Annotated in this window: 19 protein-coding genes; 12 read left to right on the top strand and 7 right to left on the bottom strand. The window is 69.8% G+C overall.

What is annotated here, in order from left to right:
• Positions 1-269 precede the first annotated feature (269 nt).
• The 3 genes from N7L95_RS21900 to N7L95_RS21910 all read right to left on the bottom strand — a co-directional run bounded on the left by N7L95_RS21900 (position 270) and on the right by N7L95_RS21910 (position 3,561).
• Entirely contained in the window at positions 270-1,430 is a 1,161-nt protein-coding gene (locus N7L95_RS21900; protein ID WP_301257366.1) for a mechanosensitive ion channel family protein, read from the bottom strand.
• 123 nt (positions 1,431-1,553) lie between these two features.
• Positions 1,554-2,372 carry a YdcF family protein gene (locus N7L95_RS21905; protein WP_301257367.1) on the bottom strand — a complete coding sequence of 273 codons (819 nt, stop codon included), beginning with the start codon at positions 2,370-2,372 and terminating at the stop codon, positions 1,554-1,556.
• A gap of 13 nt (positions 2,373-2,385) precedes the next feature.
• Positions 2,386-3,561 carry an NAD(P)/FAD-dependent oxidoreductase gene (locus N7L95_RS21910; protein WP_301257368.1) on the bottom strand — a complete coding sequence of 392 codons (1,176 nt, stop codon included), beginning with the start codon at positions 3,559-3,561 and terminating at the stop codon, positions 2,386-2,388.
• Positions 3,562-3,722: 161 nt separating this feature from the next.
• Here N7L95_RS21910 and msrA point away from each other — a divergent pair, with 161 nt between their 5' ends.
• The 3 genes from msrA to N7L95_RS21925 all read left to right on the top strand — a co-directional run bounded on the left by msrA (position 3,723) and on the right by N7L95_RS21925 (position 6,872).
• Positions 3,723-4,301, top strand: coding sequence for a peptide-methionine (S)-S-oxide reductase MsrA (msrA, locus tag N7L95_RS21915; protein WP_301257369.1), 579 nt, complete (start codon positions 3,723-3,725; stop codon positions 4,299-4,301).
• Between the two features lie 24 nt (positions 4,302-4,325).
• Positions 4,326-4,697, top strand: coding sequence for a hypothetical protein (locus N7L95_RS21920; protein ID WP_301257370.1), 372 nt, complete (start codon positions 4,326-4,328; stop codon positions 4,695-4,697).
• A 108-nt stretch (positions 4,698-4,805) separates the two neighbouring features.
• Complete coding sequence (locus N7L95_RS21925) at positions 4,806-6,872, top strand: TonB-dependent receptor (protein ID WP_301257371.1); 2,067 nt, start codon at positions 4,806-4,808, stop codon at positions 6,870-6,872.
• A 23-nt stretch (positions 6,873-6,895) separates the two neighbouring features.
• On the opposite strand, the gene pdxH is transcribed toward N7L95_RS21925, so the two are convergent.
• Positions 6,896-7,531, bottom strand: a complete 636-nt coding sequence (gene pdxH / locus N7L95_RS21930; protein WP_301257372.1) for a pyridoxamine 5'-phosphate oxidase — start codon at positions 7,529-7,531, stop codon at positions 6,896-6,898.
• Between the two features lie 130 nt (positions 7,532-7,661).
• On the opposite strand from pdxH, the gene N7L95_RS21935 reads away from it, so the two are divergent.
• The 3 genes from N7L95_RS21935 to N7L95_RS21945 all read left to right on the top strand — a co-directional run bounded on the left by N7L95_RS21935 (position 7,662) and on the right by N7L95_RS21945 (position 11,169).
• Complete coding sequence (locus tag N7L95_RS21935; RefSeq protein ID WP_301257373.1) at positions 7,662-8,120, top strand: (2Fe-2S)-binding protein; 459 nt, start codon at positions 7,662-7,664, stop codon at positions 8,118-8,120.
• 10 nt (positions 8,121-8,130) lie between these two features.
• Positions 8,131-10,353: a xanthine dehydrogenase family protein molybdopterin-binding subunit gene (locus N7L95_RS21940; RefSeq protein WP_435870037.1), complete on the top strand. Its 2,223-nt coding sequence runs from the start codon at positions 8,131-8,133 to the stop codon at positions 10,351-10,353.
• A 171-nt stretch (positions 10,354-10,524) separates the two neighbouring features.
• Positions 10,525-11,169: a nucleotidyltransferase family protein gene (locus N7L95_RS21945; RefSeq protein ID WP_301257374.1), complete on the top strand. Its 645-nt coding sequence runs from the start codon at positions 10,525-10,527 to the stop codon at positions 11,167-11,169.
• A gap of 65 nt (positions 11,170-11,234) precedes the next feature.
• Here N7L95_RS21945 and N7L95_RS21950 read toward each other — a convergent pair whose 3' ends face one another.
• Positions 11,235-11,870 (bottom strand): gamma-glutamylcyclotransferase, encoded by a 636-nt coding sequence (locus N7L95_RS21950; RefSeq protein ID WP_363324853.1) that lies wholly within the window; start codon positions 11,868-11,870, stop codon positions 11,235-11,237.
• Positions 11,871-11,959: 89 nt separating this feature from the next.
• Between N7L95_RS21950 and N7L95_RS21955 the strand changes: the two genes are divergently transcribed.
• The 3 genes from N7L95_RS21955 (at position 11,960) to N7L95_RS21965 (ending at position 15,110) form a co-directional block, all read left to right on the top strand.
• Positions 11,960-12,421 carry a hypothetical protein gene (locus N7L95_RS21955; protein WP_301257376.1) on the top strand — a complete coding sequence of 154 codons (462 nt, stop codon included), beginning with the start codon at positions 11,960-11,962 and terminating at the stop codon, positions 12,419-12,421.
• Between the two features lie 218 nt (positions 12,422-12,639).
• Entirely contained in the window at positions 12,640-14,454 is a 1,815-nt protein-coding gene (edd, locus tag N7L95_RS21960) for a phosphogluconate dehydratase (protein WP_301257377.1), read from the top strand.
• Positions 14,455-14,486: 32 nt separating this feature from the next.
• Positions 14,487-15,110, top strand: a complete 624-nt coding sequence (locus tag N7L95_RS21965) for a bifunctional 4-hydroxy-2-oxoglutarate aldolase/2-dehydro-3-deoxy-phosphogluconate aldolase (protein ID WP_301257378.1) — start codon at positions 14,487-14,489, stop codon at positions 15,108-15,110.
• A gap of 73 nt (positions 15,111-15,183) precedes the next feature.
• On the opposite strand, the gene gloA is transcribed toward N7L95_RS21965, so the two are convergent.
• Both gloA and N7L95_RS21975 read right to left on the bottom strand, forming a co-directional pair.
• The gene (gene gloA / locus N7L95_RS21970) at positions 15,184-15,573 is read right to left on the bottom strand and encodes a lactoylglutathione lyase (protein WP_301257379.1); all 390 of its coding nucleotides are present in this window, start codon (positions 15,571-15,573) and stop codon (positions 15,184-15,186) included.
• Positions 15,570-16,151: a PaaI family thioesterase gene (locus tag N7L95_RS21975; protein ID WP_301257380.1), complete on the bottom strand. Its 582-nt coding sequence runs from the start codon at positions 16,149-16,151 to the stop codon at positions 15,570-15,572. The genes gloA and N7L95_RS21975 overlap by 4 nt, the downstream gene beginning before the upstream one ends.
• 57 nt (positions 16,152-16,208) lie before the next feature.
• Here N7L95_RS21975 and N7L95_RS21980 point away from each other — a divergent pair, with 57 nt between their 5' ends.
• The 3 genes from N7L95_RS21980 (at position 16,209) to N7L95_RS21990 (ending at position 20,075) form a co-directional block, all read left to right on the top strand.
• Positions 16,209-16,715 (top strand): MarR family winged helix-turn-helix transcriptional regulator, encoded by a 507-nt coding sequence (locus N7L95_RS21980; RefSeq protein WP_301257381.1) that lies wholly within the window; start codon positions 16,209-16,211, stop codon positions 16,713-16,715.
• A 132-nt stretch (positions 16,716-16,847) separates the two neighbouring features.
• Positions 16,848-17,519 carry a LysE family transporter gene (locus tag N7L95_RS21985; RefSeq protein WP_301257382.1) on the top strand — a complete coding sequence of 224 codons (672 nt, stop codon included), beginning with the start codon at positions 16,848-16,850 and terminating at the stop codon, positions 17,517-17,519.
• Between the two features lie 324 nt (positions 17,520-17,843).
• The gene (locus tag N7L95_RS21990) at positions 17,844-20,075 is read left to right on the top strand and encodes a molybdopterin-dependent oxidoreductase (protein WP_301257383.1); all 2,232 of its coding nucleotides are present in this window, start codon (positions 17,844-17,846) and stop codon (positions 20,073-20,075) included.
• Positions 20,076-20,187: the final 112 nt, after the last annotated feature.

Here is a 20,187-nt window from a genome sequence, read left to right on the forward strand (position 1 = left end):
ATGACCGCGGGGCACGCACTGCCTGCCCCGCGGCCATCAGCAGCCCCAATGAATTTCTCGCGGTTCATTGGAAAGCCGCACTTGATCAAACCCGGGGGACTGCGTATCTTTGAGTCGTCTGCTTTGCAGGCATTTCAATTGCGCAGTCTCTGCGCGCAGGAGTCCCGGACTTCAAAACTTCGGCGCTCCGATGTGGTGTGAACCACGGCCCCTCCCGGCCTTCGAGGCCCGGAGGGGTTTCTATTTGCAGGGCCCGCGGCGCCGGTGTGTCATTGCATCGAGCGCGACGGCGGTCGCTCGAATCCGTTGCCGCGACTCGGCCGATGCGGTTCTGCCTCGGCGCTGTCGGTGCCTCTCGACGACTCCCTGACGATCACGGTACGGGTCGGGAAGGCGAATTCCACGCCCAGTTCCTGCAGGCCGCGCATCAGGTCGAGGTTGATCTTCTGCTGCAGGTCCATGTACAAGTTGTAGCCTGGATCAAGGACGATGTAGACCACCTCGTAGTCGAGCGAGCTCTCGCCGAAGCCCTGCAGGTGCGCGCGGTCGAAGCGCACCTTGTCGTTCGTTTCGACGATGCGCTTGACCAGCGCCGGAATGGCCTCTGCCTGCTCGGGCGTGGTGTCGTAGGTGACGCCGAACTTGAAGACGATGCGGCGCTCGGTCAGCCGCTTGTAGTTGCTGATGGTCTGCTTCAGCAGGTCGGTGTTGGAGACCACCACCTGCTCGCCGCTCAGGGCCCGGATGCGCGTGCTCTTCACCCCGACATGCTCGACGGTGCCCGACGTGCCGTTGACAACGATGAAGTCGCCCACCTCGAACGGCTTGTCCACCGCGATGGACAGCGAGGCGAACAGATCTCCCAGCACGTTCTGCACCGCCAGCGCCACCGCGATGCCGCCGACCCCAAGGCTGGCCACGAAGGCGGTGATGTTGACCCCCATGTTCGACAGCATGGCCAGCAGCGCCACTGCCCACAGCAGCGTTCGCAGGCCCCAGGACATCAGGGTGGCAGAGGCGCTGACCTGCGTCATGCCGGCCGACGCATGCCGCTCGACATAGCGTTGCAGGCCGATGCTCACCGCACGATTGGCCCACAGCGCGAACTGCAGCGCCAGCGCGACGAACCAGAGGTGGCCGACACGTGCGCTCCAGCGCTCCGGCAGGTCGAGCAGGCCGAGGCCGATCAGCAGGGCCGCCACGGCGATCAGGCTGCGACTGGTATGGCTGAGCAGGTCGACCAGGAAGCCGTCGATGCGGTGCCCGCCCCGGCTGGAAATGGCGCGCGCGCGCCGGGTGGCGAGGCTGAGCGCGAGGCTCATGGCCAGATAGCTGCCGAGCGTGGCGGCACACACCAGTGCCCAGTTGCCAAGGGAAATGCCGAGCAGCTCGGTATCGGCCAGCCAGCCGCGAAGGGCGTGTCCATCCATGCGTCTTACCTTTCTCAAGGAAACCCACGCGATGTTCACGCAGCTGCGCCCGTCCGGCTGTCGGCCGGAGGACGACAGGACGGGGCGGCTTCTTTTGCCCGGGCCGTCCAGCGGCCCGGAGGCTCAGCTGCCGGCTGCCAGGCCGAGCAACTCGCGCAGGGCGATGCGGTTCTGCTGCAGCCCTTCGGTGCTGGGCAGCCAGTCGGTCGCCTCCATGCGACGGCGTGCGAAGACCCCGACCGGTGCCGCCGTGACGGTGACGTCGGCGCCCAGCGCCTCCTCGAACGCGCGCACCGCGCGGCGCATGTGCCATCCATGGGTCACCAGCAACACCTTGCGCACCCCCGACTCCTTGAGCAAGGGCGCGGTGCGCCGGGCGTTTTCACGGGTGTCGCGCGACTGGTCCTCGATCCAGCGGAGGCTGCGGCCGTATTCCTGCTGCACGATGCGCTCGGCAATGCGGGCTTCGGCCGGGCTTTCATTGGCCTGGGCCCAGCCCAGGCCGCCGGAGAAACCCAGCGGCAGGTTCAAGGTGCGCGACAACCAGACGCCATAGCGCAGGCGCTCGAAGGAAGTGGGCGTCAGGTCGGAGACGCCATACTCCGGCGCCCGCGGCTTCATGCCACCGCCCAGCACGATCACGGCGATGCCGCCGTCCTTGCCACCGCTCTTGGCGTGGGTCTTCACTTCGTTCTGCAGCTGCTCCAGGTCGATCGGGCCGAGCGCCTCCGGCGCGCGCAGCACGTAGGTCTGCAGCAGCCGGGCGAAGCCGTGCGTGGAGGTCAGCCACATGGCCAGTGCGCTCAGCAGCACCAGCGTGGCACCGAGCACCCGGCGCGGCAGGATCTGCCGGACGCCGATGAGCATGAGCACGATCAGCGAAGCCGGTGGCAGCAGCAGCGCGGTCAGCACCGGTTTGTAGGGGGCGAGGACGTCCAGCATGGCAAGCGAGAGCTTAAAAGGGCAGCAGCTTACGCCAGCCGCGGGTCAACACGCTAGCGGCGATGTAGCGGGCATACGCCGGATAGCCCAGTTCGTCGGCCATCAGGTCCATGTGGCGGGCGGGCGCGTGGCGCAGCCGAGGCAATGCGTACAGGAACAAGGCCTCGCACGCTCGTGGAAACATCAGCTGGCGCAGGCCGCGTGCAATGCGGAAGTCGGCCACCAGCCGGCGGTAACGTGGCAGGTAGGCCGCCAGCGGCGAGCCCGACTTCCCCAGCGCCTCCTGCACCGAGAGCGCGGCCTCGCGGCCACTGAGCATCGCGAAGGCAATGCCTTCGCCGGTGATGGGCTCCACCAGACCGGCGGCGTCGCCGCACAGGATCACCCGGTCGCGGCCTGGCGTTCTCAGGCAGTCGCCATAAGGAATGTGATGGCCCTTGATGCGCGCCGCCGGCAGGCCCAGGAAGCGCCGCTGCACGAAAGCCTCGAAGTCCTGGCGCAGCCGCGGGTTGTGCGGCAGCAGGCCACCCAAGCCCACCGTCAGCGTCTCGCGCTTGGGAAAGATCCAGCCATAGCCCCAGCGTGCGACGCCGAGGTGGATCTCCGGCGCGCTCACTCCATCGGCACCCTCGAACTCCCGCGGGACTTCCATCTCCAGGCCCAGCGCAATCGTGTCGGGATTGAAGGAGCGGCCGAACAGGCCACGGGCGACGGCGCTGCGTACGCCGTCGGCACCGATCAGGGCGCGTGCGCTGAAGCGGCGGCCGTCGTCCAGCTGCACGGCGGCCTCGCCGGCGTTGATATGGCGCACGCGCTGGCCAAGGTGGAGCTGCACGCCCGCCGCTTCGGCCTGCTGCAGCAACAAATGGTCGAAGCGACTGCGGCAGGTGAACTGCAGCAACTGCCGGTCATGCACTTCATTGAGCAGGTGGCCTTGCCGGCCGAACAGGCGCAGTCCGTGGGCCCGGGCTTCGATCGTGTCGTCCCAGCCTCGATCGAAGACGCTGGCGTAGACCTTGGCCGCGCGCAAGGTGAGCAGCCCGCCGCACAGTTTGTCGCGCGGGAAGCGTGCCTGGTCCAGCAAGGCCACCCTCAGTCCTTGGCGCGCCGCGGTGCATGCCGCGGCCGATCCCGCCGGGCCGCCACCGACGACGATGAGGTCAAAGCTGGTCTTGCTGGTGCTGGGCACGATGGGCAGCGATTGTGGGGAAACCGCTGCATGATGCTGTTGCAGGAGGTGAATGTCGGTGATCGCAATGACGCCCGGGGCACCACGACGCCTCTTGCGTGGCCTGCTATGCTCGGCGTGCACCGCGTCAGCCGCGAGTGCAAGCTCCATCAAGGGTGCCCATGGACCACAACGACCACAGCCAAACATCTGCCGGGTCGGGCCGGCGCGAAACCATCTACCTGGCCGGCGGCTGCTTCTGGTGCCTGGAGGCCGTCTTTGACCGCGTCGACGGCGTGCTCGACGTGGAGTCGGGTTATTCGAACGGGGCGGTCGTGCAGCCGAGCTATGAACAGGTCTGCAGCGGCGAGACCGGGCATGCGGAGGTGGTGCGGCTGGAGTTCGATCCCGGCCGCATCTCGCTGCGTGAGCTGCTGGAGATCTTCTTTGTCATCCACGACCCGACCACGCTGAACCGTCAGGGCAACGATGTCGGCACCCAGTACCGCTCCGGCATCTATGTCTCGACGCCGCAGCAGCAAGAGGTGGCCCGGGCCGTGATGGACGAACTCGCCGGCAGCGGGACGCTGCCTGGCCCCCTGGTCACCGAGCTTGAACCGGTGGACAACTACTGGCCGGCCGAGGCCTACCACCAGAACTATTTCGAGAACCATCCCGGCCAGGGCTATTGCGCGTTTGTCGTTGCGCCGAAGGTCGAGAAGTTCCGCCGCACCTTCGCCAGCCGGCTGCGCCGCGCCTGAGCCGGCGGCCAGCGTCGATTGCCCATGTCCCGCCCGCCTTCCTCGCGCCCCTTGCGCCTGTCGGCACCGGCCGCCTGGCTGCTGGTGGCCGCCTTGTTGCTGGCGCAGGCGCTGGGGCTGGCGCACCGGGTGCACCACGGCAGCGGGCAGGCCGCGCGGTCGGCAGCCGCGCTGCCCTCGGTGCAGGCGAGCGTTTCGAAGAGCCTGTTTGGCCACCTGGCTGGCGACACCGCCTGTCCGCTGTATGACCATGCGGCCAGCGGCGATGCCGGCGTCTGGCAGCCGGCGGCCCTGCCGGTCCTGGAGGTCGGCGCCACGCCGCTGCTGGCGCCGGTGCAGGGATGCGCTCCGGCGGCCGGCCGTGCCTACGACGCGCGCGCTCCGCCGCGGGCCTGACGCTTCCTGATGAACCGTCCCCGCCGGCCGCCTGCAGAGGCAGCCGGCGGGCGCCTGCCTTGTTCTGGCGGCAGCCCTTGAGTCTGCCGCCCGCCTTGCCTTTCCATCATGAAACTTCGTTCTTCCGGGCGCGATGCGCGCCTGCCTGCCCTGGCCGCCTGCGCGGCCTTCGTCTCGCTGGCCGTCGAGGCACAAACCGCCAACACCGGCCCCACGCCGGCTGCCGACACCCGCCTGCCGCCGGTGGTCGTCACCGGCAATCCCTTACGTGCGAGCGAACCCGTGGCGCCTTCCAGCGTGCTGTCCGGGCCGGCCCTGCAGTTGCGGCGTGGCTCCACCCTCGGTGAAACGCTCAATGGCCTGCCGGGTGTCGCTGCCAGCTACTTCGGGCCGAATGCCAATCGCCCGGTCATCCGCGGCCTCGACGGCGACCGCATCCGCGTGCTCAACAACTCCGGTGCTGCACTGGACGCCTCCAGCCTCAGCTTCGACCATGCAGTGCCCATCGACCCGCTGGTGGTCGAGCGCGTCGAGGTGTTGCGCGGCCCGGCAGCGCTGCTGTACGGCGGCAGCGCGATGGGCGGCGTGGTGAACACCATCGACAACCGCATTCCACGGGCGCCGGTCACCGGCGTGGGCGGCAGCGGCGAGCTGCGCTATGGTGGCGCCGATCGCGAGCGCGGTGCCAGCGCCATGGTGGAGGCAGGTAACGGCCGCCTGGCAGTGCATGCCGATGCCTTCCATCGCGACACCGACGACCTGCATGTGCCGCGCTTCAGGCCGCGGGCCGATGGCGCCGAGCTGCCGGCCACCGACCGCATCGCCAATTCGGCGAGCCGCGCGCGTGGCGCCGCGGTGGGCGCGGCCCTCACCTTCGAGCAGGGCCACTTCGGGATGTCGGTGGATCGCTACGAGAACGACTACGGCGTGGTGGTGGAGCCCGAGGTGACAGTCAAGATGAAGCGGGATCGCTACGCATTCTCCGGCGAGGTGCGCGGGTTCGACGGCTGGCTGCGGGCCGTCCGGGCACAGTTCAGCCACACCGACTACGGCCATGACGAATACGAGGGCAGCGAGGTCGGCACCCGCTTCAAGACGGTCGGCAACGATGGCCGCCTGGAGCTGGAGCATGCGCCGCTTGGCCCGCTGCGTGGTGTGCTGGGGCTGCAATTCGAGCGCTCCCGCTTCTCGGCGCTGGGCGAGGAGGCGTTCGTGCCGGCCACCCATACCCGCCAGGGCGCGCTGTTCGCGGTGGAGGAATGGCCGCTGGCACAGGGCAAGCTCAATGCGGGCGTGCGATTCGAACGTGCCACTGTGACGTCGCGGGGGGATGCGGCCGGGGCGGAGGAACCTCGCTTCGGCGCGGGCGGCGAGCGCAGCTTCAGCTTGCGCAGCGGCTCGGTGGGCGGCCTGCTGGAACTCGGTGCAGGCTGGCAACTGGCCGGCAGCCTGAGCCATACCGAGCGAGCGCCGACGTTCTACGAGCTGTTTGCCGATGGCGTTCATGTGGCCACTGCCGCCTATGAGCGCGGCAACGCCGAGCAGCGCAAGGAGCGCGGCATGAACCTCGACCTGTCGCTGGCCTGGAAGCAGGGCCCGCACAGCCTGAAGGCCGGAGCCTACAGCAGCCGCTTTTCCAACTTCATCGCGCTGCAGGGCACCGGCGAGACGGTGAGCGAGGCCGGCGAGGATGGCGACGCCACCGAGGTGCCCGTCTATGCCTTCGAAGGCGTCAAGGCCCGGTTCTGGGGCCTGGAGCTGGAAGGCAAGCGCCGCCTGGTGGAGTCCGGCTACACACTGGACCTGGATGGTCGCATCGACACCGTCCGCGCCACCAACCGCGATACCGGCGAGCCGCTGCCGCGCATCGCTCCGGCCCGTGTGGCAATCGGCCTGGGCTATGCCAAGGGGGGCTGGACAGCGAGGGTGGAGGTGGAACATGCCGCCCGCCAGTCGCGCGTCAGCCACGACGACGTGGCCACTGACAGCCACACGCTGCTCAACCTGTCGGGGGGCTATCGCTTCAAGGCCGGTCGCGGCAGTGGCCTGCTGTTCGCCAAGCTGAGCAATGCGACGGACGAGCTGGCCTACAACGCCGCCTCGATCCGCACCGTGCGGGAGCTCGCGCCCTTGCCCGGCCGGGCCTTGAAGGTCGGCCTGCGCATGGACTTCTGAGCCGGCCGCAGCCGGCCGGCGGGTCAGGGAGCCAGGCGCTCCTTGACCCAGCCGCTGTCTTCCAGCCGGTAGCGCAGCCGGTCGTGCAGGCGGGATTTGCGACCCTGCCAGAACTCCCAGGTATCGGGCACCAGGCGGAAGCCGCCCCAATGCGGCGGCCGGGGCGGCTGCAGCGCAAACTGGGCGCTGTACTTCGCGGCGTTCGCCACCAGCACCGCGCGGGACGGGATCACCTGGCTCTGCGGCGAAGCCCAGGCGCCCAGGCGGGAGTCCAGCGGCCGGGAGTGGAAGTAGTCGTCCGACTCCTGCTCGCTCACCTTCTCCACCTTGCCCTCGATGCGCACCACGCGCTCCAGCTCCACCCAATGGAACTGCAGCGCCGCATGGGGGTTGACGGCCAGCTCGCGGCCCTTGCGGCTCTCGTAGTTGGTGTACCAGACGATGCCGCGGCTGTCATAGCCCTTGATCAGCACGATGCGGGTGGAGGGCCGGTGGTCGGCTCCCACGGTGGCCAGCGTCATCGCGTTCGGCTCGGGCACTTCGGCGGCGATGGCTTCCTTCAGCCAGGCGTCGAACTGCTGCAGCGGCTCGCTGCGGGCGGCCGATTCCTCGAGTTCGGCGCGTTCATAGCTCTTGCGAAGGTCGGCGATGCGGTTCATCGCGCCAGTATAGGGAGGCCGGCGTCGCCGAGGCGCAGCGGCTGGCGGCCCATGGCCACGACGCTGCAAATTCTTAATAACTGCCTTATAAGGTGCCGTGCTTCATTTGCCCCACTCCGGAGGACTGCGCATGATCCCCATCCAAGTGAACGGCCGCACGGTGCAGGTGGACGCCGACCCCGCTACCCCGGTGTTGTGGGCGCTGCGTGACCATCTCGGCCTGACCGGCACCAAGTTCGGCTGCGGAGCCGCGCTGTGCGGCGCCTGCACGGTGCACCTGGACGGGGAGGCGGTGCGATCGTGCATCACGCCCCTGTCGGCCGTCGAGCGCCAACGCATCACCACCATCGAGGCAATGGCGGACGACCGCATCGGCCGTGCGCTCCAATCGGCATGGGTGCGGCATGACGTGGTGCAGTGCGGCTATTGCCAGAGCGGGCAGATCATGAGCGCGGCGGCCCTGCTGCGTCGCACGCCGCGGCCGAGCGATGCCGACATCGACGCCGCCATGGCCGGCAACATCTGCCGCTGCGGCACCTATGCGCGCATCCGCGCGGCCATCAAGGACGCCGCCACCGCGCTGGCATGAGGAGCAAGCCATGTCTTATGAACGCCTGATGACACGCGTGGGTGCCGCCTCGACCAGCGGGCGGGCGGCGTCGTCCGACGCATTGCCGCGCCGTGCATTCTTGAAGCTGGCGGCCGGCTCGGGTTTCGCGCTGGGCTGTTTTCCGGCGCTGGCCGCCGAGCCACCGTCCAGCACCGCCAGCCTGCCGCCAGAGCGGCAGCCCTCGGCCTTCCTGAGGGTGGAGCCGGACGGCAGCGTCGTGGTGCAGGTCAACCGGCTGGACTTCGGGCAGGGCGTGCAAACCGCGTTGCCGATGCTGGTGGCCGAGGAGCTGGATGCGGACTGGAGCCAGGTGCGCGGCGAGCTGGCGCCAGCTGGCGACGCCTACAAGGACCCGAACTTCCACCTGCAGATGACGGGCGGCTCGAACTCGGTGCGCAGTTCCTGGAACCAGTACCGTGAACTGGGCGCCCGCGCGCGGGCCATGTTCGTGGCCGCCGCGGCGCAGCGCTGGTCGGTGCCGGCCTCGCAGGTGCAGGTGCGTGACGGGGTGGTCACGGCCGCCGGCCAGCAGGCCACCTTCGGCGAACTGGCGCAGGACGCCATGCGTCAGCCGGTGCCGCAGGCGGTGACGCTGAAGGCGCCGCAGGACTTTCGGCTGCTGGGGCGGCCGACGCCGCGGCTGGATGCGGCAGCCAAGTCCAGCGGTCGCCAGGTGTTCGGCATGGACTACAAGCCGCCCGGTTGCAAGGTGGTGGTGATTGCCCGGCCGCCGGTGTTCGGTGCCCGTCTTGCGCGGCTCGATGCCACCGCCGCCCGCGCGGTGCGCGGCGTGGTCGAGGTTCTCAAGGTGCCGCTGGACCGCGGTGCCAGCGGCGTGGCGGTGGTGGCCGACGGCTATTGGCCGGCCCGCCAGGGGCGGGAAGCGCTGCAGCTGGAATGGGACAGCTCGGGCGTCGAGAAGGTGGACACCGATCGCCTGCTGGCCCGTTATCGGGAGCTGGCCCGCCAACCCGGGATGAAGGCGCGCGAGGCCGACCTGAGCCGCCTGGCCGAGGCGCCCCGCCGCATCACCGCGGAGTACAGCTTTCCCTATCTGGCCCATGCGCCGATGGAGCCGCTGAACTGCGTCATCGAGTTGCAGGAGCGCGGTTGCAAGGTCTGGGCCGGCTCGCAGTTCCAGACGGTGGACCAGGCCGCGGTAGCCGCGGCACTGGGCTTGAAAGTGGGGCAGGTCGAACTGGTGACGATGATGGCCGGTGGCGGCTTCGGCCGGCGGGCGGTGCCGACCTCCGACTACCTGGTGGAGGCCGCGCATGTTGCCCGCGCCTGGCAGGCAGCCGGGCACCGCGGGCCGCTGAAGCTGATCTGGAGCCGTGAGGACGACCTGCGCGGCGGCTACTACCGCCCGATGCATGTGCACCGTGCGGACATTGGCTTCGATGCTAGCGGGCGGGTGCTCGGGTGGAAGCACACCATCGTCGGCCAGTCGCTGGTCACCGGCACGCCGTTCGAGGCCTTCATGGTCAAGAACGGCGTCGACAGCGTGGCGGTCGAGGGCGTGGTCGACACGCCTTACGACCTGCCGCTGGCGCTCGAGGTGCATCATCCCCAGGTCAATGTGCCGGTGCTCTGGTGGCGCTCGGTGGGCCACACGCACACGGCCTATGTGATGGAGACGCTGGTGGACGAGATCGCGCACGCCAGCGGCCAGGACCCGGTGGCCTACCGCCGCCGGCTGTGGGGTGGCCGGCATCCGCGCCACCTGGCCGCGCTCGAGCTGGCGGTGCAGCGCTCCGGCTATGGCAAGCGCCGGCTGCCGGCGGGCCGCGCCTGGGGCGTTGCGGTGCACGAGTCGTTCGGCTCGGTGGTGGCCTGGGTCGTCGAAGCGTCGATGCGGGAAGGCCAGCCGGTGCTGCACCGGGCGACGGCCGGCGTGCATTGCAATTTCGCGGTCAATCCGCTCACGGTGGAAGCGCAGGTCCAGGGCGCGGCGCTGATGGCGCTGGGCACCACCTTGCCGGGCGCCGCCATCACGCTGAAAGACGGCGTCGTGCAGCAGGGCAATTTCAGCGACTACACCGTGCCACGCCTGCCGCAGATGCCGGAAGTGGCGGTGCACATCGTGCCCAGCGCCGATGCACCGACCGGCATTGGCGAGCCGGGCCTGCCGCCGCTGGCCCCTGCCTTCGCGAACGCGTTGGCGACCTTGACCGGCCGGCGCTTGCGTGATTTGCCCTTCGCGACCGCGTGAATCTCCGTTGGTGCAGAAACGTCATCGCTGTGCAAGGCTTGCCGGAAATTTGAGGGGCGGGCTAGCCCTTAGGGGCAGATCCCAGTTCCAAGGCGGAATGCGGGCTTTCATCCTGTGGGCGTCCCCTCCGTCACATGGAGGGCCCCTGACCAGCCGAGAGAGGAGCCCCGGATGAATGCCGTACCGGTGGTGATCGTCCTTGCTGCCGGTGCCGGCACGCGATTCAGAGGGCATAGCCACAAGCTGACCCAGGCCTTCGCAGGCTCCACGGTGCTCGGCACCACGCTGTCGCAGGTGATTGCCAGTCGCCTGCCGCTGGTGGTCGTCACCACCGCCGCGCTGCGCGAACTGGTCAAGAGCCACGTCGCCAGCCACGACGTGGTGGTGGTGCCCGACCCGCCCGCCCGGGGCCGCGACCCGGCCGACCCGCTCGGCATGGGCTATTCGATTGCGGCCGGCGTGCGCGCGCGCGGCGACTCGCCCGGCTGGCTGGTGCTGCCAGGCGACATGCCGATGGTGCGGCCGGAGACCCTGCGCGCGGTGGTGGACGGCTTGGCCGACCACCCGGTGGCCTATGCGCAGCATGGAGGCCGGCGCGGCCACCCGGTGGCTTTCGCCGCCGAGCTGTTTTCGGAGCTGGCGACCCTGACCGGTGACGAGGGCGCCCGCCGGATCGTGGCGCGCTACCCGGCTGCGGCGGTCGAGGTGCCCGATCCCGGTGTGCTGCTCGACCTCGACACCGAAGACGACCTGCACCGGCTGCGGCAGTTCCACGCCGCGCCCTCGCTGTCCCGGCCGATGCGGCCGGGAGCCTGAAGCAAGGGCTGCGTGAGGCGGTGGCGGGCCGCCGGGCGGCGCGCTGTCACCGCCGGTGGGCCGGCTCAAGCCAGCAGGGCATGTTCGCGTGCCAGGGCCAGCACGGCAGCCACCGCACGGTCGCGGATGCCGTGCTCACGCAGGCAGGCATCGGTGCGCGTCACATACTCGAGCGTGCTGCCATAGCGGCCGCGCGCCTGCCTCAGGATCTCTACCAGGCGCTCAGGCGTCAGCTCGCCGGTGTAGTTGGGGCTGCGCCGGCTCAGCGTGAAGCCCAGCGCCTGGACCGGGCCTTGTGCCGTGCGGCAATGCAGCCACTTCGGATCGTAGACGCCGGTCGGCATCTCCCGCAGCCAGAGGCGGTCGAGCTCCGCGCGGGCGCACGCCCGGGGCACACGCAACACCATGCCCTTGCAGGCGCCGCCGGAGATGAGCGCGAACACCAGTCCTGGCAACTGCGGGGAACCGCGGTTCACCCGCGACCACATCTTCAGCGCGCGATGCCAGCCATGCACCTCGGCCAGCCGGCATTCGCTGTGCTCGACTTCGGGATTCCAGATCAGCGAGGCATACCCGAAGACCCACAGGTCTTGCCCGGGGTCCCAGCCGCGCAGTGTCTGCTGCAGCAGCAGCTGCGGGTCGCGCACCTGCAGCGTGTCGAGGCTGGCCGGCGGGTCGGGCAGGGTGTGGGGGACTGGCACAGGCAAGGCAGGGCCGGGGTGGGCGGCCAGGAGTGGCGGGCGCCACTATGATCGCTCACTTCTGAACATTGCCAAGGGAGCCGAGCCGGATGTCCTCCATGAAGCAGGGTGTGTCCACGCGCCGCCGTTGGTGGGTTGCCGGCCTGGCTGCCGCCGTGCTGGGCGTGGCGGGGCTGGCCTGGGTACAGCGGGCCGGCCCGCCTGCCGATCTCCCGGCCGCCAGCGCCGATGGCGGCCCGGAGGCCGCGGCGACGCTGCCGCCGCCACCGCTGGCACGGCTGCAGTTTCGCGCGGATGCGAGCCTGCCGTCGGAATCGCTGGACCTGTTGGCCCAGGCAGCGCAGGAGGTGCGCACCAGCGGGCGCACCGTGCTGATCGCGCCCATCCTGCGCGATGAAGGCGACCGCGAGCTGGCGCTGCGCCAGGCCGAATCGGTTCACCACACCCTGCAGGCCAACGGTGTGCAGGATCTGCAGCTCGCGATCCTGCCGCCGGCCGTCGGTGCCCCGGCCGACCAGCCGGGACCGCATATCGAGTTGCGCCTGCAATGATGCCGGCGCGCAGGAACGGCCCCGCAGGCCGCTGAAGGACGGCGCGGTGTGCCGTTCACGGGCGGGAAAATGCGCGTCTCCCACGGCCGCCCGTCCGTCCTCCTGCGCCTATGACCCAGGCAGCGGCGGGGCGGGCTCCAGTTGATTTGACGATGTAACTTGGTTACCTAATAATCGCCCAGTAAGTTACATCGCTACTCAACAATCCGACACCCCGCATGAAACCCGTCCTGCTCGAAGTGACGCAGCGCATCCGCGAGCGCAGCGCACCGACCCGCCGTGCCTACCTGGAGCGCGTCGCCCAGGCATCCAACCGGCCGCGCGGCTCCGATCGCATGGGCTGCGCCAACGTCGCGCACGCCTTTGCGGCCCTGCCTGACACGGCGAAGTTCCGCGTGGTGGCCGAGCGCGCGCCCCATCTGGGCATCGTGACGGCCTACAACGACATGCTGTCGGCCCACCACCCCTACGAGCGCTATCCCGACCTCATCCGCGACGAAGCGCAGAAGAACGGGGCCACCGCCCAGGTCGCCGGCGGCGTGCCGGCCATGTGCGACGGCGTCACGCAGGGCCTGCCCGGCATGGAGCTGAGCCTGTTCTCACGCGACACCATTGCGATGAGCACCGCGATCGCGTTGACGCACGACGTGTTCGACGCCGCGCTGCTGCTGGGCATCTGCGACAAGATCGTGCCGGGCCTGTTGATCGGCGCCTTGCACTTCGGCCACCTGCCGTGCGTGTTCGTGCCGGGCGGGCCGATGTCCACCGGCCTGTCCAACAGCGACAAGGCCAAGGTGCGCGAGCAGTATGCGCAGGGCCTGGTCGGCCGCGACAAGCTGCTGGAAGCCGAGTCGCAGGCCTACCACGGCCCCGGCACCTGCACCTTCTACGGCACGGCCAACAGCAATCAGATGCTGATGGAAGCGATGGGCCTGCATGTGCCCGGCGCCGCCTTCGTGCCGCCCTATACCGAGCTGCGCGAGGAGCTCACGCGCGAGGCGGTGCGCACCGCCCTGCGCAACATCAAGGCGCGGCGCTTCACGCCCATCGGCGAGATGGTGGATGAGCGCGTCATCGTCAATGCGATGGTCGCACTGCTGGCCACCGGCGGCTCCACCAACCACCTGATCCACTGGGTGGCAGTGGCCCGCGCGGCCGGCATCATGATCGACTGGAACGATTTCTCCGACCTGTCCGGCGTGGTGCCGCTGCTGACGCGCGTCTACCCGAACGGCTCGGCCGACGTCAATCACTTCCAGGCGGCCGGCGGTCCCAGTTTCGTGATCCGCGAACTGCTCGAGCATGGCTACCTGCACCCCGATGTCGCCACGGTCGCCGAGGGCGGCCTGGCCGCTTATGGCCAGGTTCCGGCCCTCGGCCAGGCTGGCCTGCAGTGGCAGGCGCTGCCGGCAGGCAGTGCCGATGAATCGGTGGTGCGCACCGCCGACGCCCCCTTCAGCCCCACCGGCGGCCTGAAGCTGCTGAAGGGCAACCTGGGTCGCTCGGTCATCAAGGTCTCCGCCGTGCCGGAAGACCGCCATGTGGTGGAGGCACCGGCCATCGTGTTCGACACGCAGGAGGCCTTGCAGGAGGCCTTCAAGGCCGGCGAGCTGGAGCGCGACTTCATTGCCGTGGTGCGCTTCCAGGGGCCGCGCTCCAACGGCATGCCCGAGCTGCACAAGCTGACGCCGCCGCTGGCAGTGCTGCAGGGCAAGGGCCATCGCGTCGCGCTGGTGACGGACGGCCGCATGAGCGGCGCCTCCGGCAAGGTGCCGGCAGCCATCCATGTCAGTCCCGAGGTGCTGGGGGGCGGCCCCCTCGGCAAGGTGCGCACAGGCGACGTGATCCGGCTCGACGCGGTGGCTGGCACGCTGGACGCGCTGGTCGACCCCGCTGAATGGGCCGGCCGCGAGGTCGCCGCGATCCCGCCCGAGCTGTCCGGCGTCTATGCCCACCAGCTGGGGCGCGACCTCTTTGCCGGCATGCGGCGCAACGTGCTCAGCGCCGAGGAAGGCGCCTGCACCTGGCTGTGACGCCCTGATCCATCGAAGAACGAAAGGACTGCATGAACACGCTCGAACTGGCCGCTCACGGCCCCGTCATCCCCGTCATCGTCATCGACCGCCTGGAAGATGCGGTCCCGCTCGCCGAAGCACTGGTGGCGGGCGGGGTGCGGGTGCTGGAGGTGACACTGCGCACGCCGGTGGCGCTGCAGTGCATGGAGGCCATCGCCAAGGCGGTGCCGGACGCCATCGTCGGCGCCGGCACGGTGCGTACCGCGCTGGACGCCAAGGCAGTGCGCGATGCCGGCTGCCACTTCGCGGTCAGCCCGGGCTACACGCCCGAGATCGGCCGCGTCTGCCAGGAGCTGGGCCTGCCGCTGCTGCCCGGCGTGGCCACCGGCAGCGAGGTCATGACGGCCAATGCCGATGGCTACCACTTCCTGAAGTTCTTCCCGGCGACCGCGGCCGGTGGCATCCCGATGCTCAAGGCCTTTGCCGGGCCGTTCGCCGATGTGTCCTTCTGCCCCACCGGCGGCATCACGCCCGAGACGGCGGGGCAGTTCCTGGCCCTGCCGAACGTGAAGGTGTGCGGTGGCTCGTGGCTGACTCCGGCCGAGGCGGTGAAGGCCCGCGACTGGGCGACCATCACGCGGCTGGCCCGCGAGGCAAGCGCGCTGCGCGGCTGAGCAGGACCGTGGCGTGCAGGGCCGGTCACGAGGCCGGGTGCCCTGCCGCCGCGGCGAGCCGCGCCATGCCGGTTCAGGCCGGCTTGCGTTCGATCAGTTCGATCTTGTAGCCGTCCGGGTCGGTCACGAAGGCGATCACCGTGTGGCCGCCCTTGACCGGGCCGGCTTCCCGCGTCACCTGGCCGCCGTGGGCGCGAATGCGCTCGCAGGCGGCATAGGCGTCGGGCACTTCGATGGCGATGTGGCCGTAGGCCGTCCCCATCTCGTACTGCTCCACGCCGTAGTTGTAGGTGAGTTCGAGCTCCGCATGCTCGGGATTCGAGCCGTAGCCAACGAAGGCGAGCGAGTATTGCTGTTCCGGGCGGTCGGTGGTGCGCAGCAGTTGCATGCCCATGACCTGGGTGTAGAAGTCGATCGAGCGCTGCAGGTTGCCCACGCGCAGCATGGTGTGGAGAAGTCTCATCGGGATGGCGGGTCGTTGCGGGTGCGCTCCGGTGCGGAGCCGGGAAGGTCGAGGATAAAGCAGGTCGTCGATGCATGCGCGTAGAGCGTGCCATCGGGGCCGCAGAGCCGGCCTTCGGCGGTGCCCATGCGCTGGCCGGCATGGATGACCCGGCCTTCGGCCCGCACCAGCGGCACCTTTTCGGTGAGCGCCTTGACGTAGTTGATCTTCAACTCCACCGTGGTGTAGGTCTTGCCCACGGGCAGCGTGGAATGCACCGCGCAGGCCACCGCCGAATCAAGCAGCGTTGCGATCCAGCCGCCATGCACGCTGCCCAGCGGGTTGTAGTGCTTGAACTGCGGCCGGCCCTGGAAGGCGACACGCCCATGCTCGGCCTCGACCAGCAGGAAGTCGAGCGTCTGCGCGATCGGGGCGGGCGGCAGTTCGCCATTCAGCATGGCCTGGAACACCTCCAGGCCGGTCTTGCCCTGTACCTGTTCCAGCCGGCTCAGCCCGGGTGCCAACAGCCGGCTGCGCACGTCCTCTTCGCGGGCTTGCCATGCGGCCAGCGTCTCATTGACCGTGGCGGCGACATTCATGCTTCACTCCTTCAATGAATTGTTGTAATAACAATTGTTGTGCCTACAATATATAGCATGTTGAAAAACCGCCCCGGCACCGGCGCTAGCACCAATCCGGAGCCGGCCCGCACCGCCTCGGTGCCGCGCGGCTGCACCAACCTGAAGCTGCGCCAGCTCACCCGTGCAGTGAGCCGGCACTACGACGCAGTGGTGGGTGCCACCGGTCTGAAAGGGACGCAGTATTCGCTGCTGTCCCAGTTGGTGCTGCACGGGCCGATGAAGCCATCGGCGTTGGCCGCGCATCTCAAGGTTGACCCCTCGACCCTCACGCGCAACCTGCAGCCGCTGGTGGCGCGCGGTTGGGTGGCACTCGGCCCGGGCGCCGACGCGCGCAGCCGGCTGGTGGCGGCCACCGAGGCGGGCCATGCCAAGCGGATCGAAGGGCAGCGGGCCTGGAAGCAGGCGCAACTGGCGCTCAACGAGAAGCTGGGCCCGGATCGGGTGGTGCAACTGCACGCCCTGCTCGACGAATGCCAGGCCCTGTTCGAGGCCGATCCCGACGACGCCGAAGGGGATGCCTGAACACGGGCAGCCTCCGCCGCTCATTCCTGCGATGGCCGCGGCGCCAGCCGGCGTCAGGGGCCCCGTGGCGGCTGGCCCTGCGGCACGGCTTCTGCTTTCCGCCGCTCGTTCTCTTCTTGCGCCGAGTCATCCATGCTGAGCTTGTTTGCCGCTGCCGTCGTGCTGGGCTTCCTCTTCAATGCGGCGCCCGGTGCGGTGTTTGCCGAAACCGTGCGCCAGGGGGTGCGAGGCGGTTTCCGGCCGGCCTTCGCGGTGCAGGTGGGCTCGCTGGTGGGGGATGCCTTGTGGGCGGTGTTGGGGCTGGCCGGGGTGGGCCTGCTCGTGCAAAGCCCAGCGCTGCGCCTGCCCATCGGCGTGGCGGGCGTGCTGTACCTGGCCTGGCTCGCCTGGGATGCCTGGCGGGCGGCCAATCAGGAGTTCGCCCTGCAGGCCGGGGGCATGCCGACCGAGGGGCGGCGTGCCTTGAGGGCCGGGGTGCTGCTGTCGGTCACCAATCCGCAGAATGTCGCGTACTGGGCCGCGCTCGGCAGTGCCATGGGGGCGGTTGGCGTCGCCCGGCCCACTGCGGCGCACTACGGGGTGTTCTTCGCCGGCTTCATGCTGTCCTCGATCCTGTGGTGCTTCATCTGCGCGGCACTGGTGGATCGGGTGTTCCGCAGCGTCGGCCAGCACTGGGCCCGGCTGACCTACCGGGCCTGCGCGGTGGCCTTCCTGGCGCTGGCGTTGTCGTCACTGCGGGAGCTGGTGGTGCACGAGCGGCCGGCGTCGCCGCAGCCGCCGGCCGCCTTCCACGGCCAGCCTTGAGGCGCCCCGGGCCATCGACCTCCGGCCCGTAGCCAGCCAGCCTGGCCTCCGGGCCCACTCGCGGGCCCGGTGCAGCCGGTGCCGGGTGGTGGGTATGCCGAGGCCGAACTCGCGGCGCGCGGCCCCGGCATGGCGCGCCCGATACCGGGCGCTCTCTGGCGCACCGACGGGAGCGGCTGTCTCATGCGTGACTGGCGCGCGGCGCCGGCCGAGTCACCATCGGCGACTGGCGGCCGCTGCCGCGTGGGCTTGACCTCGCACGTCATGGTGCGGGCCGGCCGGCGCCGGCATGCTGGCGATCCACCCGATCCGAAGGGAACCCGCATGTATCCAAGCAAAGTGCAAGAGAAGACGGTCCATCGCATCTGCCCGCTGTGCGAAGCTTGCTGCGGACTGGAGCTGACGGTGGCCGACGGTCGCGTGAAGGCGGTGCGTGGCCATGCGGCCGACATCTTCAGCGCCGGTTACCTGTGCCCCAAGGGCGTCGCGCTGAAAGACCTGCATGAGGACCCAGACCGCCTGCGCATGCCGCTGCTCAAGCGGCAGGGGCGCTTTGTCGAGGTGAGCTGGGACGAGGCCTTCGCCGAGATCGAGCGGCGCCTGCCGCCGCTGCTGGAGCGCCATGGCCGTGATGCGGCGGCGCTCGTGCTGGGCAACCCCTCGGTCCACAAGATGGGCTTGATGCTGTACTTCCCGCGTCTGGCGCGGGCGCTGGGCAGCCGTCAGGTCTACTCTGCCTCGACCCTGGACCAGATGCCCAAGCAGCTGGCCTGTGGGCTGATGTTCGGCCACTGGCTGTCGATTCCGGTGCCCGACATCGAGCGCTGCGACTTCCTGTTGATGCTGGGAGCCAACCCGGTGGCCTCGAACGGGAGCCTGTGGACCGTGCCCGATTTCCGTGGCAAGGCCCGGGCGATGCAGGCGCGCGGCGGGCGGCTGGTGGTGGTGGACCCGCGCCGCAGCGAGACCGCGGCGCTGGCGGACGAACACCTCTTCATTCGCCCCGGTGGCGACGTCTTCCTCCTGCTTGGCATGGTGCACACCCTGTTCGAGGAAGGCCTGGTGCGGCTGGGCCGGCTGGCTTCGCATGTGGCGGGACTGGACGAGCTGCGCGCTGCGGTGGCCGGCTTCGCGGCCGAGCAGGTCGCCCAGCGTTGCGGCCTGGCCGCCGAGTCGATACGCCGCCTGGCCAGAACGCTGGCGACGGCACCCCGAGCAGCGGTCTATGGCCGCATCGGCACCTGCACGCAGGAGTACGGCACGTTGGCGAGCTGGTTGATCGATGTGCTCAATGTGCTGACCGGCCGCCTCGACGAGCCGGGCGGCGCGTTGTTTCCGAAAGCCGCTGCCTTCGCGGCCAACACGGCCGGCGCGCCAGGCCGGGGGCGCGGGGTGGTGGTGGGCCGGCACCACAGCCGGGTCAGCGGTGCACCGGAGGTGTACGGCGAGCTGCCACTCACCTGCCTGGCCGAGGAGATCGCCACGCCGGGCGAGGGGCAGGTGCGGGCGCTTATCTCCATCGCGAGCAACCCGGTGTTGTCGGCCCCCCATGGTGCGCGCCTGGCCGCAGCCCTGGACACGCTCGAATTCATGGTGAGCATCGACATCTACCTGAACGAGACGACACGGCATGCCGACGTCATCCTGCCGGGCTTGTCGCCGTTGGAGGAAGCTCACTACGACGTGGCCTTTCCGCAGTTGTCTTGGCGCAACCATGCGCGCTACAGCCAGCCGGTGTTTGACCCGCCGGCCGGCCAGCCCCCCGAATGGCGGCTCTTGCTACGGCTGGCCGCCATCGTGCAGGGACTGGGTGCCGATGCCGACCTCGACGCACTGGACGACCGGCAGACGCTGGAGCAGTTGCACAAGCAGGCCGGCCCGCAGGCGCAGGCGGTGTTCGAGGCGGTCTCGTCCTGGCGCGGCCCGCAGCGGCAGTTGGACCTGGCCCTGCGCAGCGGGCCGTATGGCGACGGCTTCGGGACACGGCCGGGTGGATTGACGCTGGCGACGCTGCTGGCGGCACCCGGCGGCATCGACCTTGGTCCCTTGCAGTCCCGGGTGCCGGAGGTGCTGCGCACCCCGTCGGGTCGCATCGAGTTGGCCCCGCCGCTGCTGCTGGGCGACCTGAGCCGCGTCACTGGTGACCTGGAGCGGCCGGTGCCGCCCTTGCTGTTGGTCGGCCGCCGGCAGGTGCGCTCCAACAACAGCTGGATGCACAACCTGCCCGTGCTGGCCAAGGGGCCGGTGCGCTGCACGCTGCTGGTCCATCCTCAGGACGCCACCCGGCTGGGCTTGCGCGATGGCGGCCTGGCCCGCCTGATCGCCGACGACGGCCGCGCGGTGCAGGCGCCGGTGCAGGTCAGCGACGAGATGATGCCGGGTGTGGTGAGCCTGCCGCATGGCTGGGGGCACGACCTGCCTGGCACGCGGCTGCGGGTGGCAGCCGAGCGGCCTGGCGCCAACCTGAACGCGGTGCTGGACGAGGGTCGGCGGGACCCGCTGTCCGGCAACGCGGTGCTCAGTGGTGTGCCGGTGCGGGTAGAGGCAGCAGGCTGACCGGAAGCGGCCCGCAGGGCGGTGCCGTGCCGGGCGGCAGGGGGCGAAGGGGAAGGAGACAGGCCGGGGTGCATCGCGAGGTGGCTCCCCTGCTGGCGCAGGCGGGCGCATC

The organism is Eleftheria terrae (assembly GCF_030419005.1).
Classification (GTDB): Bacteria; Pseudomonadota; Gammaproteobacteria; order Burkholderiales; family Burkholderiaceae_C; genus Caldimonas; species Caldimonas terrae.

Excerpts from the sequence above, each read along its gene's own strand:
- N7L95_RS21935 (WP_301257373.1), top strand. The coding sequence starts at position 7,662 with ATGATCCCCATCCAAGTGAACGGCCGCACGGTGCAGGTGGACGCCGAC.
- N7L95_RS21985 (WP_301257382.1), top strand. The coding sequence starts at position 16,848 with ATGCTGAGCTTGTTTGCCGCTGCCGTCGTGCTGGGCTTCCTCTTCAAT.
- N7L95_RS21925 (WP_301257371.1), top strand. The coding sequence starts at position 4,806 with ATGAAACTTCGTTCTTCCGGGCGCGATGCGCGCCTGCCTGCCCTGGCC.
- N7L95_RS21945 (WP_301257374.1), top strand. The coding sequence starts at position 10,525 with ATGAATGCCGTACCGGTGGTGATCGTCCTTGCTGCCGGTGCCGGCACG.
- pdxH (WP_301257372.1), bottom strand. The coding sequence starts at position 7,531 with ATGAACCGCATCGCCGACCTTCGCAAGAGCTATGAACGCGCCGAACTC.
- N7L95_RS21900 (WP_301257366.1), bottom strand. The coding sequence starts at position 1,430 with ATGGATGGACACGCCCTTCGCGGCTGGCTGGCCGATACCGAGCTGCTC.
- N7L95_RS21920 (WP_301257370.1), top strand. The coding sequence starts at position 4,326 with ATGTCCCGCCCGCCTTCCTCGCGCCCCTTGCGCCTGTCGGCACCGGCC.
- edd (WP_301257377.1), top strand. The coding sequence starts at position 12,640 with ATGAAACCCGTCCTGCTCGAAGTGACGCAGCGCATCCGCGAGCGCAGC.
- N7L95_RS21965 (WP_301257378.1), top strand. The coding sequence starts at position 14,487 with ATGAACACGCTCGAACTGGCCGCTCACGGCCCCGTCATCCCCGTCATC.
- N7L95_RS21955 (WP_301257376.1), top strand. The coding sequence starts at position 11,960 with ATGTCCTCCATGAAGCAGGGTGTGTCCACGCGCCGCCGTTGGTGGGTT.
- N7L95_RS21990 (WP_301257383.1), top strand. The coding sequence starts at position 17,844 with ATGTATCCAAGCAAAGTGCAAGAGAAGACGGTCCATCGCATCTGCCCG.
- N7L95_RS21905 (WP_301257367.1), bottom strand. The coding sequence starts at position 2,372 with ATGCTGGACGTCCTCGCCCCCTACAAACCGGTGCTGACCGCGCTGCTG.
- gloA (WP_301257379.1), bottom strand. The coding sequence starts at position 15,573 with ATGAGACTTCTCCACACCATGCTGCGCGTGGGCAACCTGCAGCGCTCG.
- msrA (WP_301257369.1), top strand. The coding sequence starts at position 3,723 with ATGGACCACAACGACCACAGCCAAACATCTGCCGGGTCGGGCCGGCGC.
- N7L95_RS21975 (WP_301257380.1), bottom strand. The coding sequence starts at position 16,151 with ATGAATGTCGCCGCCACGGTCAATGAGACGCTGGCCGCATGGCAAGCC.
- N7L95_RS21980 (WP_301257381.1), top strand. The coding sequence starts at position 16,209 with ATGTTGAAAAACCGCCCCGGCACCGGCGCTAGCACCAATCCGGAGCCG.
- N7L95_RS21940 (WP_435870037.1), top strand. The coding sequence starts at position 8,131 with ATGTCTTATGAACGCCTGATGACACGCGTGGGTGCCGCCTCGACCAGC.